This is a genomic window from Microbacterium oleivorans (assembly GCF_023715745.1).
Lineage (GTDB): Bacteria > Actinomycetota > Actinomycetes > Actinomycetales > Microbacteriaceae > Microbacterium > Microbacterium oleivorans_D.
Genome location: NZ_JAMBOV010000004.1, coordinates 241866 through 256447, shown reverse-complemented (window position 1 = coordinate 256447; position 14582 = coordinate 241866). Strand labels below are relative to the sequence as shown.

At 69.8% G+C, this 14582-nt stretch carries 13 protein-coding genes; 6 read left to right on the top strand and 7 right to left on the bottom strand.

The window, feature by feature from the left end:
• Window positions 1–9 precede the first annotated feature (9 nt).
• Together M3190_RS12020 and M3190_RS12015 are read left to right on the top strand one after the other, a co-directional pair.
• A complete protein-coding gene (locus M3190_RS12020; RefSeq protein ID WP_251581880.1) occupies window positions 10–1809 on the top strand; it encodes a DUF4012 domain-containing protein in 1800 nt (599 codons plus the stop codon).
• 94 nt (window positions 1810–1903) lie between these two features.
• Complete coding sequence (locus M3190_RS12015; protein WP_251581872.1) at window positions 1904–2461, top strand: cell wall protein; 558 nt, start codon at window positions 1904–1906, stop codon at window positions 2459–2461.
• Between the two features lies 1 nt (window position 2462).
• Here the strand turns inward: M3190_RS12015 and M3190_RS12010 are convergent, their stop codons facing one another.
• On the bottom strand, window positions 2463–3158 hold the full coding sequence (locus tag M3190_RS12010) for an endonuclease/exonuclease/phosphatase family protein (protein WP_251581870.1): 696 nt from the start codon (window positions 3156–3158) through the stop codon (window positions 2463–2465).
• Between the two features lie 31 nt (window positions 3159–3189).
• Here M3190_RS12010 and M3190_RS12005 point away from each other — a divergent pair, with 31 nt between their 5' ends.
• A complete protein-coding gene (locus M3190_RS12005) occupies window positions 3190–4200 on the top strand; it encodes a glycoside hydrolase family 6 protein (RefSeq protein WP_251581861.1) in 1011 nt (336 codons plus the stop codon).
• A gap of 85 nt (window positions 4201–4285) precedes the next feature.
• Entirely contained in the window at window positions 4286–5356 is a 1071-nt protein-coding gene (locus tag M3190_RS12000; protein ID WP_251581859.1) for a response regulator, read from the top strand.
• A gap of 189 nt (window positions 5357–5545) precedes the next feature.
• Here M3190_RS12000 and M3190_RS11995 read toward each other — a convergent pair whose 3' ends face one another.
• The 3 genes from M3190_RS11995 to M3190_RS11985 all read right to left on the bottom strand — a co-directional run bounded on the left by M3190_RS11995 (window position 5546) and on the right by M3190_RS11985 (window position 8903).
• Entirely contained in the window at window positions 5546–7267 is a 1722-nt protein-coding gene (locus M3190_RS11995; RefSeq protein ID WP_251581857.1) for a glycosyltransferase family 2 protein, read from the bottom strand.
• A gap of 20 nt (window positions 7268–7287) precedes the next feature.
• Window positions 7288–8124 (bottom strand): fructose 1,6-bisphosphatase, encoded by an 837-nt coding sequence (locus tag M3190_RS11990; protein ID WP_251581855.1) that lies wholly within the window; start codon window positions 8122–8124, stop codon window positions 7288–7290.
• 161 nt (window positions 8125–8285) lie between these two features.
• Entirely contained in the window at window positions 8286–8903 is a 618-nt protein-coding gene (locus tag M3190_RS11985; protein WP_251581853.1) for a hypothetical protein, read from the bottom strand.
• A 229-nt stretch (window positions 8904–9132) separates the two neighbouring features.
• On the opposite strand from M3190_RS11985, the gene M3190_RS11980 reads away from it, so the two are divergent.
• The gene (locus M3190_RS11980) at window positions 9133–9693 is read left to right on the top strand and encodes a hypothetical protein (protein WP_251581851.1); all 561 of its coding nucleotides are present in this window, start codon (window positions 9133–9135) and stop codon (window positions 9691–9693) included.
• Window positions 9694–9769: 76 nt separating this feature from the next.
• Here the strand turns inward: M3190_RS11980 and truA are convergent, their stop codons facing one another.
• The 3 genes from truA to M3190_RS11965 are packed head-to-tail and all read right to left on the bottom strand — an operon-like array spanning window position 9770 to window position 12425.
• Window positions 9770–10612: a tRNA pseudouridine(38-40) synthase TruA gene (truA, locus tag M3190_RS11975; RefSeq protein ID WP_251581849.1), complete on the bottom strand. Its 843-nt coding sequence runs from the start codon at window positions 10610–10612 to the stop codon at window positions 9770–9772.
• A gap of 22 nt (window positions 10613–10634) precedes the next feature.
• Window positions 10635–11540: a PfkB family carbohydrate kinase gene (locus M3190_RS11970; RefSeq protein WP_251581842.1), complete on the bottom strand. Its 906-nt coding sequence runs from the start codon at window positions 11538–11540 to the stop codon at window positions 10635–10637.
• A gap of 42 nt (window positions 11541–11582) precedes the next feature.
• Window positions 11583–12425, bottom strand: coding sequence for a universal stress protein (locus M3190_RS11965; protein WP_251581840.1), 843 nt, complete (start codon window positions 12423–12425; stop codon window positions 11583–11585).
• Between the two features lie 190 nt (window positions 12426–12615).
• Between M3190_RS11965 and M3190_RS11960 the strand changes: the two genes are divergently transcribed.
• Window positions 12616–14559, top strand: a complete 1944-nt coding sequence (locus M3190_RS11960) for an acyltransferase family protein (protein WP_251581838.1) — start codon at window positions 12616–12618, stop codon at window positions 14557–14559.
• Window positions 14560–14582 lie beyond the last annotated feature (23 nt).

Here is a 14582-nt window from a genome sequence, read left to right as displayed (position 1 = left end):
ATCGTGCCGATGCCCGAGACGTTCCTGCCCCCTGCCGCCCGCACCGCGGGCCGCATCGTCGTGTGGGTGGTCGGGTTCGCACTCCTCTTCCTGCTCTTTGCCTTCGGGTGGATCGCGGTGCGCGGGTACCTCGCGTACGACCACCTGGCGAGCGCCCAGAAGCAGGCGCCGGCGATCGCGTCGGACATCGGCGACCTCAGCGCCGCGGGTGAGGCGATCGACGAGATCGCCCGACACACTGCCACGGCGAGGGAGCTGACGTCCGACCCAATATGGCAGGGCGCCGAGAGCGTCGCCTGGTTGGGCCCGCAGCTCGCCGCCTTCGGCGACGCGGCGGCTGCTGTCGACGACGTGGTCACGGGCACCGTCCGTCCGATCGCCTCGGTCGCGGACGGTTTCGGTGTCGAAGCCTTCGTCCCCGTCGACGGGCGCATCGACACATCGGTGTTCGCAGCGCTCGCGCAGCCCGCCACGGATGCGGCCGCTGTCGCGGCATCCGCTCGCGACAGCGTTGCGGACATCGACCGCGCTCCCTTGGTCACCCCGGTGCAGAGCGCCGTCGATCAGCTCGGCGATGTGCTGGGAGAGGTCGCGTCCGGCACCGACGCCCTCGCCCGCGCAAGCAAGCTGCTGCCGTCGATGCTTGGCGCCGACGAGCCTCGCGATCACATGGTGCTCGTCCAGAACAATGCCGAGTGGCGCTCGCTCGGAGGAATCGTCGGCGCCTCGACGTTCCTTCGGGCAGAAGACGGCCGCCTGGCCCTCACAGGACAATTGAGCTCGACTGACGTCGACCGGTACTCCGACCCGGTGCTGGACCTCGGCGAATACGCCACGATTTATCAGGCCAAGCCAGGGCGCTTTCTCCAGAACGTGACGCAGGTCCCGGATTTCTCTCTCAGCGCCCGCCTGGCTCAGGAGTTCGCGAAACGAGAGGGCCGGGACGTCTCTGGCGTGATCGCCATCGATCCGGTTGCCCTGTCATACATCCTCCAGGCCACCGGCCCCGTGATGCTCGTCACCGGCGAGGAGCTCACCAGTGAGAACGTGGTCGAGCTGCTGCTCTCGGACGTCTACGCGAAGTACGACGACCCCCGCGAGCAGGACGCGTTCTTCGCGGCCGCCGCAGGTTCTGTCTTCGAAGCGCTGACGACCGGCGACGTCGATCCGGCGAAGTTGGTTGCAGCACTCGGCCGAGCAGGGAGCGAGCATCGCCTCTCTCTGTGGAGCGCTGATGCTGATGAGCAGGAGATCCTCGCCGGGACCACGCTCGCGGGCGCTCCTCCTCGCAACTCTGTGGACACCGCCAGGGTAGGCGTCTACTTCAACGACGGCGGCGGTTCGAAGATGGACTACTACGTCACGCCGGACGTCAAGCTGGCGTGGGCCGGCTGCGCGAGCGGCCGCAGCGCGCGGACCCTGCAACTCAGCGTGACCCTGACCAACACGGCGCCCGCCGACGCGGCCACCGCGCTTCCTGCCTACGTCGTCGCTGACGACTTCTACGGTGTCCCCGGCGGCACCGCCCGGGTCGTCGGCGAGGTCTACCTGCCGGAGGGTTTCGCGGTCGCCTCCTCCGCAATCACGACAGGGCGCGGCTTCGGTGGCGGCATGGTCGGTGATCGCCAGGTGCTGTCGTATTCCATCGACCTCGAGCCCGGCGCTACTCAGACGGTGACGATCGATGTCATCGGCGACACCGACATCCGGAACGCCGAGGCCTGGGTCACCCCCACCGCCGATGCCGGTCTCACGCCGATCGTGCGCACCTCGTGCGAGCCCGACGCCACCGTCGCCGGCCTCGGCTGACGCAACGCGCCACCGGATCGTCATCCGACCGAAACCCCAGGTCGGGGCACCTCGGTTACACTCAGGTGAGCTCCCGGCCCCGAAAGCAGCACCCATGCGCCGTTCCCCTCGCGCCCTCTTCACTTCTCTCCTCCTCGCGACGATGATCGCCGGGGCGCCCGCCGCTGCCCACGCGTCGACGATCTACCCGCCGGTGGACGCCTGCCAATCGGATGCCGCGGGTGCCGGCCCGGGTGACACGATCAGCTTTTCGTGCGACGCGACGACGTTCGGTGCGAACGAGACGGTCACCGTCACCGTCACGGGCGAGAACGGCGCCGGTGCGACGTTCGCCCAGGTCCGCATGGCCGTGTCGACGGCGAGCGCCGTCTACGAGTCCGACTCCGACGGTGCCCTCCCGACCATCCGCATCACCCTCCCTGCCGACGCCCGCGGCGTCTACAACATCGCGGCGGTCTCGGCGAGCTCGGCCGGCGGCACGGCGAGCGCGGTGATCGACACGAGCACCAGCAGCGACCCGCTCGTGCGCGCGGGCTTCGACGGCAGTCAGCTCATGGGGCTGTGGATCGGCGCCGGTGCGCTCGTCGCCGCGGGCGCCGTCATCCTCATCGCCACCGGTCTGCGCCGCCGCCGCGACCGCATCGACGACTGAGTCAGGCGACGTTCGGCTTCGACCGGACGATCGGCTTCGCGGTCACCAGGATCGGCAGATGATCGCTCGCTCCCTGGGGCAGGGTGCGCACCTGCTGGATCTCGAACCCGCTCGACGTCGCGAAGTCGTAGTAGCCCTTGAAGAACTTGTACCGCGTGTACGTCCGCGCATCGCTGAGGTTCAGCTCGTAGCCGCTCTCGCGGATGACCTGCCCGAGGTTCTCCTTGAAGACCGGGTAGTTGAAGTCGCCGACCATGAGGATCGGTGCCCCCTTGCCCAGCGTCGACAATTCGCGGAGCGCCGCGCGGATCTGATGACGGCGCAGCGAGTTCAACGCGGTGAGGGGCGCAGCGTGGAACGACGCGACGATGAACTCGGTGCCGTTGTCGATATCACGCAGGTGGAGCCCCAGCATCCGCTCGTCCGCGGGCTTGAGCACGATGTCGTGCAGCGACTTCTTCAGCGAGAAGGTGCGGCTGGCGCCGGCGCGGAACCCGTTCTCGCGGTAGTAGATCGCCAGGCCCAGGCGATTCGACCGTGTCGCGTCGGCGAGCACCAGACCGCCGATACGCTCGGGCATGTCGGTCGTGTCGACCTCTTGCAGGCACAGCACGTCGACGTCGTAGCGGCTCACCAATTCGGTCAGTTCTCCCGCTGCGGCGTGCTTGCGCAGGTTGTACGAGACGACAGTGATCATCGGAGTATCAGCCTATGACTAGAGTTCAAGAGTGGCTCCCAGGAAGAAGCTGCGGATGCCCCCGGCCCGCGTACTCGTCCCCGTGGGCATCGTGCTGGGACTCGTCGTCGTCCTCGTGCTCATCGGCGTCGTCGGCAACGCCGTGACGCGCGGATTCCAGGCGCTCACGGCGCGTGCTCCGGAGTTGGGGACGACGGTCATCGCGCCGACGCAGGCGAAGGCCGCCGCCGCCGCACGCGAGCTCTCCGGTGAGCAGCAGGATGCCGCCGAGTACCTCGCCGCCCAGCCCACCGCGTACTGGCTCACCCCCGAGCAGGATCCGATCGGCACGGCCGGCGGCACCGTGCTCGACCTCATCTCGCAGGCACGCGATCAGGGCCGGTCGGTCGCACTCGTCGTCTACGGGCTGCCGGGCCGTGACTGCGGCAACCACTCCTCCGGCGGCCTCTCCGAAGAGGACTACCCGGTGTGGCTGCGCGAGATCGGCGCCGCCCTCGACACCGCTCCCGATGTGCAGAAGATCGTCGCCCTCGAGCCCGACAGCATCGCGCTGTCGCAGGAGTGCGGCAACATCGCCGACCGTGCACGGCAGCTGGGCACCGCGGTCGATCTGATCACGACCCCCAACACCTGGATCTACATCGACGGCGGACACAGCAACTGGCTGCCGCCCGACCAGATGGCTGACCTCATCACGCAGATGGGTGTCATCGACCGCGTCCGCGGGTTCGCGACCAACGTCTCGAACTACCAGGCACCCGCCGACGAGTTCGCGTACGCGGCGTCGCTCTCGGCGCTCCTCGGCGGTGCGCACGCCATCGTCGACACCTCGCGCAGCGGCGCGGCGACCTCCGGCGGCGAATGGTGCAACCCCTCGGGACAGCTCGTGGGCGATCCGGGCGGCTCATTCCACGACGCCGTGGTCGACACCAATCTCTGGATCAAGCCTCCCGGCGAGAGCGACGGTCAGTGCAACGGAGGCCCCGCAGCCGGTGTCTACTGGCCCGAAGCGGGCGTCGAACTGACCCAGGACGTCCGGTGAGGCGCTGTCGTCGTGCGCGAGGCGGTCGCCCGCCTCTGTGTAGCATGAGGACCGACTTTCACACGCAAATCGGGGGGCTACATCGATGAGTGATTCGATGTCGATGCATAAGACGGCGGTCATCGTCGAGGACGATCCCGACATCCGTCATCTCATCGTCGAGGTCCTCGAGGCCGCCGGCTTCTCAACCGTCTCCGTCGGCAACGGCATCGACGGCGTGCGCGCGGTGCTCTCGTACCAGCCGCTGATCACGACCCTCGACGTGAACATGCCCGGTATCGACGGGTTCGAGGCGGCCCGCCGCATCCGGGCACAGAGCGACACCTACATCATCATGATCACCGGGCTCGAGGAGGAGGCGGACGTCGTCCTCGGCCTCGGTGCGGGCGCCGACGAGTACGTCGTGAAGCCGTTCCGCCCGCGCGAGCTGCGCGCGCGCGTCGAGTCGCTGCTGCGCCGCCCGCGGGCCACCGGCACGAGCGTCGCCCAGGCGCCCCGCCAGGAGGCGACCGGACCGTCCTTCCCCGGCGCGCGGCCCGCCGCCCCGCAGTACGACGCCGTCCCCACCTCCCCCGTGTTCGACGAGCGCATCATGACCCCGGTCTACAGCGAGCAGCCGCAGCAGGGCAACGCCGTGGTGCTCCCGCCGCAGATCGCTCCGCAGCAGGGTGCGCCACAGCAAGGTGGACAGCAGCAGGGTGCGCCGCAGCAGTCGATGCCGCCCCAGGTCGCGCCGCAGTACGGCGCGCAGCCGCCGGTCGCACATCCGGGCAACGCGGTGGCCCCGGCATCCGCTGTCCCGCCCGTGGGCGGACCGGGGTGGACCGTGCACCGCGACCTCGCCGTGCACGCCGAGCACCGGGTCGTCCTCGTCGCCGGGCGGGAGCTCACCCTCACCCGCACCGAGTTCGATCTGCTGTCGACCCTTATGGAGTCCAAGCGCCGTGTGCGCAGCAAGGCCGACCTCACCCTCGTGCTGCGCGGCGAGTCCTACGTGACGAGCTACTTCGTCGGCGAGGCGGACAAGCGCGCGATCGAGGCGCACATGACCAACCTGCGACGCAAGCTCGGCGACAACCCGAACAACCCGCGGTACATCGAGACCGTCCGCGGCGTCGGCTACCGCCTCACCTCCGAGACCGTCGCCGGCGCCTGACCGCGCCCACGGGGGCCCGCGACACCGGCATCCGCCGATCCTGTGCACGGATGCAATGGATGCCGCGCGACACCCCGCGTCCACGCGCGACCACCCGGCGTGTCGCCCCAGATCCATTGCATCCGCGACCACCGCGAGCACAAAACAGAAGCCCCCGGAGACGAACTCCGGGGGCTTCTGTCGAGCGGGTCAGACCTTGTACCCCTGGTGGCGCTGGAACAGCTTGATGGCCATCGTGAGGGTCTGCAGCACTGTGACGACGCCGACGATCGGCCAGCCGACCCACAGGATGGCGGACTGGGTGATCGGATCGAGCAGGTTCCAGATGACCGCGATCGCGATCGCGACGATCGCCAGGATGATGAACGGCGTCCAGTGGCCGAAGCTCACGCCACCCTTCTCGGCACGCGCCTGCAGCGCCCAGTTGTCGACCTTCTTCTTGGAGAGGAAGCGGGTCCACGAGCGGATGAAGTGGCTGATGCGGATCCACATGAAGATCTCGGCCGGGAACAGCAGCACGGCGAACGCGATGTCGCGCGAGTTGGACTTCTCCATCGCCCGCGCCATGCGCAGGTTCAGCCCCGCGGCGACGAGCGGCGGGATGAGCCACCACGGCGAGAACACGAACGCGTTGATCGACAGCGATGCGACGAGCAGCGTCAGGAACGCGACGCGGACGAAGAAGTTCGTCAGCATGGAGAACTGCTCGAACCACCGCAGGCGCAGGTTCGGGTGGAACGGCTGCCCCTTCGTGTCTCCGCGCTGACCCGGCCACATCAGCTCGATGGCGCCGTAGGTCCACTTCACCTGCTGGGCGTCGTAGCCCTTGAGCGTGGTCATGCCACCGACATCCGCTCGCGCGAACGGGCTGATCTTGGTGAGGTAGCCGGCCGACTTGATCTGGAGCGAGAGCAGCGAGTCCTCGACCTCGGAGTCCTTGACCCACGGCGAGTTCTGGTGGTTCTCCTTCATGACATCGCGCAGTGCGGTCGTCGAGAAGATCGAGAACTGTCCGCCGAGCACGGCCATGTTGCGGCCGCGCAGCAGGTTCTGCATGTTGAAGGCCGCGAACTGCGTGCGCTGGCCGGCAATCAGCCACTTGGCGATGAAGCCCTTGATGGGTCGATCGTCGATCGTGTAGATCGCCGAGATGCCGCCGATACGCGAATCCGACACAGCCTCGTTCTCGAGGTACTCGACCGCGCGTCGGTCGGCGGTCGTGTCGCCGTCGACACCGAGCAGGTAGTCGTACCCCTCGACGAGTGCGTAGCCGTAGTTGAGCGCGCCGACCTTCTTGTCGGGGTTCTTGCCGATGTCGTGGACGAAGACCTCGGTGAACTGCAGCCCGAGCTCGGTCTCGACCTCGTGCGGCCCCGAGAACTCGGAGGCGATCTTGACCGTGTCATCCGACGTGTTGTTGACGACGACGTGGATGACGTCGGGCACGCGGCTCTGCTCGAGAAGCGAGCGGATGACGTCGGCGATCGACTCGGCCTCGTTGTACGCCGGCACGACGCACCCGATCGTCGAGCGGTGCACCGAGTGGTTCTCGAGGACCGAGGCGAAGTCATCGGCGAACTCGTCGACCGGCACGATCTCGCCCGGACCGCCGGGAGCTGCGGCGTACCCCGCCTGATCGGGCATCGTCTGCCAGGAGCCCTGCGGCGCGACATCCTGCCACTGCGCCTGCGGCTCCTGCCACTGCTGCGCGGGCTGCTGCCACTGCGGCTGAACAGGCTGCTGAACCGGCTGCACGGGTTGCGAAGCCTGCTGCCACTGCGCGGCCTGCCACGTGGGCTGCTGACCCCACTGCGCTTCCTGACCCGGCCACGCGCCGGCCGGCGGCTGCGCGCCCGCTGCGGGCTGCGCGGGCTGCCAGCCCTGCGGGCCGGGGATGTACGGACTCGTCACGTCGGTTCCTCGAACTGGATTCACGGAGTGGTGGGACCGCCGGACCCGGGGGTGGTGGTCCACCCGTCGGAGCCCGTGGTTCCCTGGGAGCCGTCGTCAGACGACGTACCGTCAGTCGCGCCCCCCGTGGACCCGTCGGTCTCTGTCTCACGAGGATAGATCGCAATCGGGATGACGGGGTAGACCGTCTGCTGGACGAACGACTTGTCGTCGTTGGCGGTGCCCTCGACCCAGACGTCGAGCGCGAACTGCAGCGTGATGCCGTACGTGTCCGGCGGCAGCTGATTGATGGTCGTCTCGGGGACGAGCAGACCGCCCTGGTAGCTGTTGATCAGCAGCCCCTTGCTGGAGCGGATGGTGTCGGTCGGGACGAGCGTGCGCGGGTCGGCGCTGAACTGGAACGGCGAGCTCACCTGGTTCGACGTCTGCGCCGTCTGCGACGAGATGGACACGTTCGAGAGGTACACGCGACGCTTCTGCTTGAGCACCGCCTTCTCGTCGACGCGGGTGTCCTTCACGTTGACCGCGAAGCCGAAGGTCTTCGCGTTGTCCGGGTACCACTCGCGGGTGCGCTTGGAGTCGACGGCCCAGAAGTCGAGGATGATGTCGAGCCCGTCCGCGATCTCGTAGGTCATCTGCACGGAGCCGTCGTAGGTGAACTGCGAGTCGAACGGCATCTCCGTCGTCCCGGTTGCGGGCGTCGCGTTCGGAGCCGGGGTGGCGGCCACGTTCTCGGTCGTCCCCGAGATCGAGTTGAAGGCATCGACGACCTGGGCGCACCCCGAGAGGGACAGCGCAGCCGCGGCGGCCAGGGCGGCGACGCCGAGCCGGCGACGGGCGGTGGGACGGATGGACATGCGCGAACCTCGTTCGGTGTGAAGGATGGAGGGCACCGGCGGCGGGGTTCGGGTCGCCGCCGCCAGTGCCACGTCTTCACCGTAGGGGCGGAAACCCCCGCTCTCCGGCGACTTCGTGAAGCCTCGCGCTGGCCTTTACCGGATCTTGAGGTTCTTGAGGTTCAGCCGGATGCCGCCTGCTGCGCGATGGCGACGGTCACCGTGTCCGTCGCAGTCTGCTTCGCGTACTCGTCGGCCTTGGGCTTGGTCTGCACGAGGAAGTCGTACGTGAACTGCAGCGTCACGTAGGTCGCTCCCTCGGGGACCTGACCGACGTTGAAGGTCTGCGAATAGCTGTACGGCTTCAGGACCAGGTAGCCGTTCTTCACGCTCGCCTCGTCGACCTGCGGGTCCAGGGCGGGGAAGGTCTCCTCGGCGTTCGCCGGAACGGCGAGCATGGTGGCCTTCTGCAGGTACACCTTCTGTCCGTCGTTGGGCGTGATGGTCGTCACCAGCGACAGACTGACGGGTTTGACGGCGTTGGCCGTCCACCGATCCATCCGCAGGTCGGACCAGTAGTTGACGGCCACACTCACGGCGCCGGCCTTCAGGTCCCGCTGGGTCGAACCGCTCGAGAGGTCGTTCTCCACCGGCGGGGCAACCACGACCGGGGGGCTCGACACGACCGGCGGAGCAGACGGCGTCGGACTCTGCAACGCCCAGGGCGACGGGCCGCAGCCCGACAGCACGACGGCGCTTCCGACGACCGCTGCGGCAGCGGCCAGACGCATGGTTCTCATCCGCATCATGACCCCTCCCTGCGGTGCCGTCAGTCTACAAGCGCGGACGCCGGGCGCCGGGCGCGCCCGATGTGTCGAGGCGCGACAGTGTTTACCTGATGGAAACCCGCCATAGTTGCTGTTCCTGAGCGATTCCTGAATACTTGCAGTGTCCAACCAACGGGGGGCGGTCGGTTGGATCTTCTTTTGCCGTCTGCGCCTCGAACTCACGACGACCGAAAGAAGCACCATGAAGCACAAGATCAGCAAGGCCGCGGCGGCTCTCGCCGTCGCCATCGCGGCGGTCTTCGCGGCACCGGCCGTCGCGAGCGCCTACACTCCCTCCCCCGTGGTCGAGAGCTCCCCTGGGACGATCGCTCCCGGTGGCACCGGAACCTTCACCTTCGCTGACTTCCAGCCGAATGAGGGTGTGCAGTTCACCCTCACCGGTGAGAACGGCGCCGGGGCGACGCTCGCGTTCGTTTCCTTCGCCGTCAGCTCGACCTCCACCACGAAGGCTGCGGACGCAGACGGAAACGCTTCCGTCGAGGTCACCCTCCCGTCCAACGCCTCGGGCGAGTACACGCTCTCCGCGGTGGGTCTCGAGAGCGGCACGTCCGCGTCGACGACCTTCGGGGTCGCCGCGGCCGCCGGCGGCTCGGACGGCGGCAGCGCCGGTGGTCCGGTTCTCGGCGAGACCGGTTTCGACGGTGACGCACTCCTCGGCCTCTGGGTCGGCGGCGGCGTCCTCGTCCTCGCCGGTGCGAGCATCGCGGTCGCGACCTCGGTCCGCCGCACGCGTCGGGCATAAGGCACTCGCGAACCATCGCACAACGAAGAACCCCCGGGCCGCGGTCCGGGGGTTCTTCGTTTGTGCCGCGTACCGCTCAGTCGTCGGCGGCGCCCAGTTCCCGTCGCGCGCGCGTCTGCTCGGCGCGTGCCGCGAGCAGGTCGTCGGCGGGATAGCCCACCTCGGTGAGCGTCAACCCTCGCGCCGCCAGCACCTTGACCTCGTTCGTACGGACGAGCTCGTCGCGGATCCCCGCGACCCGATCGATCCCGATCCGCCCCTCCCCGACCGCGACGCACGCGCCGACGAGCGCCCGCACCATGCTGTGGCAGAACGCATCCGCCTTGACCGAGGCGACCAGCGCACCGGACTCTTCCCGCTGCCACCCGTACTCCAGCAGCGTCCGGATCGTCGTCGCCTCCTCACGCGGCTTGCAGTACGCGGCGAAGTCATGCAGGCCGCGCAGGCTGCGGGCCGCGGCATCCATCGCCGCCACGTCGAGGTCCGCCGCGACCCACGTCGTGCGGCCGCGCTCCAACGGGTCGTACCCGGTGACGCGGTCCGCGACGCGGTAGGCGTACCGGCGCCAGACGGCCGAGAAGCGCGCGTCGAAACCCTCAGGCGCGACACCCACCCGGTGGACGGCGACGTCCGGGTACGGACCGAGCACTCCATTGATGCGCGCGGCGAGCGCCTCGGGCTCCGGCCTCCGTCCCGACAGCAGCCGACGCTCCTGCCCGTCGGTGAGGTCGAGGTGCGCGACCTGCGCCGATGCGTGGACCCCGGCATCCGTTCGACCGGCGACCACCAGCCGCGGGTCTCCGCCGAGAATGCGGGCGATCGCCGCCTCGAGCGTCCCCTGCACGGTCCGCAGGCCCGGCTGCCGCGCCCAGCCTTTGAAGTCGGTGCCGTCGTAGGCGAGATCGATCCGCAGGCGCACGGTGCCAGCCTATCCGCGGCGGTCAGACCGCCGCGTCGACCTCCGCGCGCGTGGGCGGGTTGGCGCCCGGCCGCGACACAGTGATGCCCGCGGTGACCGCGGCGCGGCGAAGCGCTCGCTGCAGAGCGGCGACGTCACCCCCGAGGAGGTCGGCGTCGTCGACGACGCTCGTGATCAGGCTCGCCATGAAGGCGTCACCCGCGCCGATCGTGTCGGCGACCTCGACGACCAGAGGCGCGACGTCGACGACACCCGACGGACCGAGAGCGAGGGCCCCCTCACCGCCGCGCGTCATCACGACGACCCGCGGACCGAGCGCCGCGATCGTCTCGAGCACACGGGCAGCGGACGCACCGGGATAGAGCGCCTCGGCATCCTCGTCGCTCAGCTTCACCAGCGTCGCGGCGGCGAAAGCACGCTCGGCGACCGGCCGCGGGTCGGAGCCGACGAGCGCCGGCCGCACGTTCGGGTCGACCGTCACGATCGTGCCCGCCCGTTTCGCGCGTTCCAGGGTCGACAGCGCGACCTCTCCCCCGGGCTGCAGGAACAGCGCGATCGATCCGGAGTGGACGACGGATGCCGCCTCCGCCGCCTCCGCCGCGGCCTCGGCGTCGAGCGCCCACACGATGTCGAATTCGTACGCCGCCGAGCCGTCGGCACGCAGCCGCGCACGAGCGATCGAGGTCGCGGCATCCGTCCACGAGGCGTCGTGGATCAGCGCACCCGACGCCGTCACCTGATCGGCGATGCGCCGGCCGCGGTCGTCGCGGCCGAGGCGCGTCAGCAGGTGCGTGGCGATGTCCTGCCGTGCGATGCCGACGGCGACATTCGCGGGACTGCCGCCGACGAATTCGACGTCACCGCCCTCGCGCTCCACGATGTCGATGAGCGCCTCGCCGAGGACGAGGACGGAAGGCCGTGAGGTCATGCCCTCACTTTCGCACGTCGCCCTCGGGCGCGCACGTCGATGTCACCGGACGATTGCGGTGACCGTCGGCAGGTGTGAGAGGAGCTCCTGACTGATCGACCCGAGCAGGAACCGCGCGATCGCTCCGCGGCCGTGGGTGCCGACGACGACCATGCGCGCGTCGGCCGCGATCCCCGCGAGCACCTGAGACGGATAGCCGCGCTCCACACGACGGACGATCCGCAGGTCGGGGTAGCGCGACGACAAACCGGCGACCGAGAGCGCCAGCACCTCCTCGGCGGTCGACTGCATGTTCGCGAGGTACAGGTCGGGGTAGACCTCCATCGCGTTGCGCGGCGTGTGCACGGGCGTCCACACGTTGACGGCGATGAGCGGCTCGCCGAGGCGATCGGCCTCCGCGGCGGCGAACTCGATCGCGTGCTCCGACACATCCGAGCCGTCGATGCCGACGACGACCCCCATCCCCTCGCCGAGGTCCCGATCGGGGATGACGACGACGGGACACTTCGCCCCCGCAGCGATCCGGATGCCGTGGACCCCGCGCGCCGGCCCCGTGCCCGGCCCGCGGTAGTCGCTGCCGATGACGAGCAGCGCCGCGCCCGCGGCGGCATCGATCAGCTTCGTGACGGGATTGCCGGACTCCACCCGCGTCGAGACCGTGACACCGGCGGCCGTCACTCGGGCTGCTTCCCCATCGAGCAGCTGCTGGGTCGCGGTCTGGGCCGCACCGAGGACCTCAGCCTCGCCGACCGCCCCCACCGCGCCGCCGACGACCGACACGAGCTCGACCGACTGGTGCCGTCGTGCGGCGCGATCGATCGCCCAGTCGACCGCGCGGCGCGAGACGGGTGCGCCCGTCACTCCGACGATGATCTTCCCAGCCATGCTGCACGTCCCTTCTGGGGGACGATGCGCCAGCCGGATCGCGGTGACGTCTGGGGCGCTCGTCCGTGTCTCGGTGATGCCAACCTATCCGGCCATGGCCGGGGCGGGAAGGGGTGGCCATGCAGGATGCCGACCTAGACTGGATGCCGCGAATCGCCCACTCGCCCTTCGACATCCCCTCCGCTTCGTCATGACTCGACCTCCTTTCGCGCGCCTGCCAGGGCTCGACGGACTCCGCGCCGTCGCCGTCCTGCTCGTCGTCGTCTACCACCTGTTCCCGGCTCTGCCCTCCGGGTTCCTGGGTGTCGATGTCTTCTTCGTGATCTCCGGCTTCCTCATCACGACACTCCTCCTGCGCGAACGGGAGGCGAACGGACGTATCGGGCTCGCGGACTTCTGGCGGCGTCGAGCCCGACGCCTCCTGCCCGCCATCGGCGTCGTCGTTCTCGTGACCGCGTCCCTCGCCTGGATGGTCGGCGGCGACATCCTCGTCGGTCTCGGCGGGCAGCTGCTGGGCGCCGCGACCTTCTCCTACAACTGGGTCGCCGTCGCGAACGGCTCCTCCTACTTCGGCGGCGGTCTCGACTCCTCCGCCCCCGAGCTGCTGCGGAACCTCTGGTCCCTGGCCGTCGAGGAGCAGTTCTACCTGCTCTGGCCGTTGCTGCTCCCCCTCCTCCTGCGGCTGCGCCGCGGGCGAGGGGCAGTCGCGGTGGGATTGGCCGCGGCATCCGTCCTCGCGGCTGTCTGGCTCTCCGGCGGCGGAGCGACGCGGGTGTACTACGGCACCGACACCCATGCCTTCGGGCTGCTGCTCGGCGTCGCATTGGCGTTCCTGCGTCCGTCCGAGCGTCGGCGCGGGGTGCCGCCCGTCGTCGGCGGCGCAGCCCTCGTCGGGATCGTCGCCCTCGCGCTCGTGACGCCCGGCGACGGAGTCGAGACGTTCCCGGGGCTTCTGGTCGCGGCATCCGCTTTGACCGTCGTCGCGATCGCGAGCGCGGTGCGCCCGGGCTCGCCGCTCGGGCGCCTGCTCGACGTCGCGCCGCTGCGGTGGGTCGGTGAGCGATCCTTCGGGATCTACCTCTGGCACTGGCCGCTCGTCGTCATCCTCACGGTGGCGACGACGCGCTCGTCGCCCGATGTCGCCGTGCCGCTCGAGGTCGCGCTGCTCACGCTCGCGCTGACGGTCCTCGCCGCGGAGGTGTCGTTCCGCTTCATCGAGCAGCCCGTGCGCCGCCTCGGATTCCGTGCGTCGCTGCGCGCCGTCGGGCGCGCGTTCCGGGCCGGTCCGGTGCGCCGACTCGCCGCGACGACTGCGGTCGCCACGGGCATCCTCGTCGTCGCGGGGACGACGGCCGCCGTCGCGGACGCGCCTCAGGTGGCCTCGAGCGAAGCAGCTGTCCGGGACGGGCGCGCCGCTCTGAACGCGGCATCCGCTCGTTCGCACCACGCCACGTTGCCCGGCGCCGCCGTCCGCAGCGAGGACGCCGTCCTGCGGCCCGAGTGCCCGTCGGCGCACCTCAGCGACGACGACGGCCTCTGCACGCCGCCGGACGGCCGCCCCGCTCCCCCGGCGGAGATCCGCGTCGCCGGCGCCCGTGTCACCGCCGTGGGCGATTCGGTGATGCTCGCGTCCGCCGGAGGACTGCTCGATCGGATGCCGGGGGCCGAGATCGACGCGAAGGTGTCACGGTCGATGGCGGCGGGTGTCGCAATCGTCGACCGTCTCGCCGCAGGCGGGCAGCTGCGCGACTACGTCGTCGTCGGGCTCGGGACGAACGGACCGGTCGACTCCCATGATCTGGCCCGCCTGAAGAAGGATGTCGGCCCGGACCGCACGCTCGTGCTCGTGACCGCTCACGCTCCGCGCGACTGGATCCCGGGCGTGAACGACGAGCTCGAAGCGTTCGCGGCGCGCACTCCGGGCGTCGCGATCGCGGACTGGTCGAGCGCCATCACCGGTCACGAGGACCTGCTGGCGGGCGACGGCATCCATCCCGGCGTCCGCGGCGGGGAACGCTACGCCGAGGCTGTCACCGACGCGATCGACGGCGTCGAGAACAGCCGCGCACAGCTGCGCTACCGCGTCGAGCTGGCCCAGTGGGCCGTCGCCGACGCCTTCGACACCCCGCGCTGACGCCCGCCCGCAGGCCGGGTGCG

Bases quoted from the DNA above. Each gene is read 5' to 3' on its own strand.
- M3190_RS12020 (WP_251581880.1), top strand. From the start codon at position 10: ATGCCCGAGACGTTCCTGCCCCCTGCCGCCCGCACCGCGGGCCGCATC.
- M3190_RS12015 (WP_251581872.1), top strand. From the start codon at position 1,904: ATGCGCCGTTCCCCTCGCGCCCTCTTCACTTCTCTCCTCCTCGCGACG.
- M3190_RS12010 (WP_251581870.1), bottom strand. From the start codon at position 3,158: ATGATCACTGTCGTCTCGTACAACCTGCGCAAGCACGCCGCAGCGGGA.
- M3190_RS12000 (WP_251581859.1), top strand. From the start codon at position 4,286: ATGAGTGATTCGATGTCGATGCATAAGACGGCGGTCATCGTCGAGGAC.
- M3190_RS11990 (WP_251581855.1), bottom strand. From the start codon at position 8,124: ATGTCCATCCGTCCCACCGCCCGTCGCCGGCTCGGCGTCGCCGCCCTG.
- M3190_RS11985 (WP_251581853.1), bottom strand. From the start codon at position 8,903: ATGAGAACCATGCGTCTGGCCGCTGCCGCAGCGGTCGTCGGAAGCGCC.
- M3190_RS11980 (WP_251581851.1), top strand. From the start codon at position 9,133: ATGAAGCACAAGATCAGCAAGGCCGCGGCGGCTCTCGCCGTCGCCATC.
- M3190_RS11970 (WP_251581842.1), bottom strand. From the start codon at position 11,540: ATGACCTCACGGCCTTCCGTCCTCGTCCTCGGCGAGGCGCTCATCGAC.
- M3190_RS11965 (WP_251581840.1), bottom strand. From the start codon at position 12,425: ATGGCTGGGAAGATCATCGTCGGAGTGACGGGCGCACCCGTCTCGCGC.
- M3190_RS11960 (WP_251581838.1), top strand. From the start codon at position 12,616: ATGACTCGACCTCCTTTCGCGCGCCTGCCAGGGCTCGACGGACTCCGC.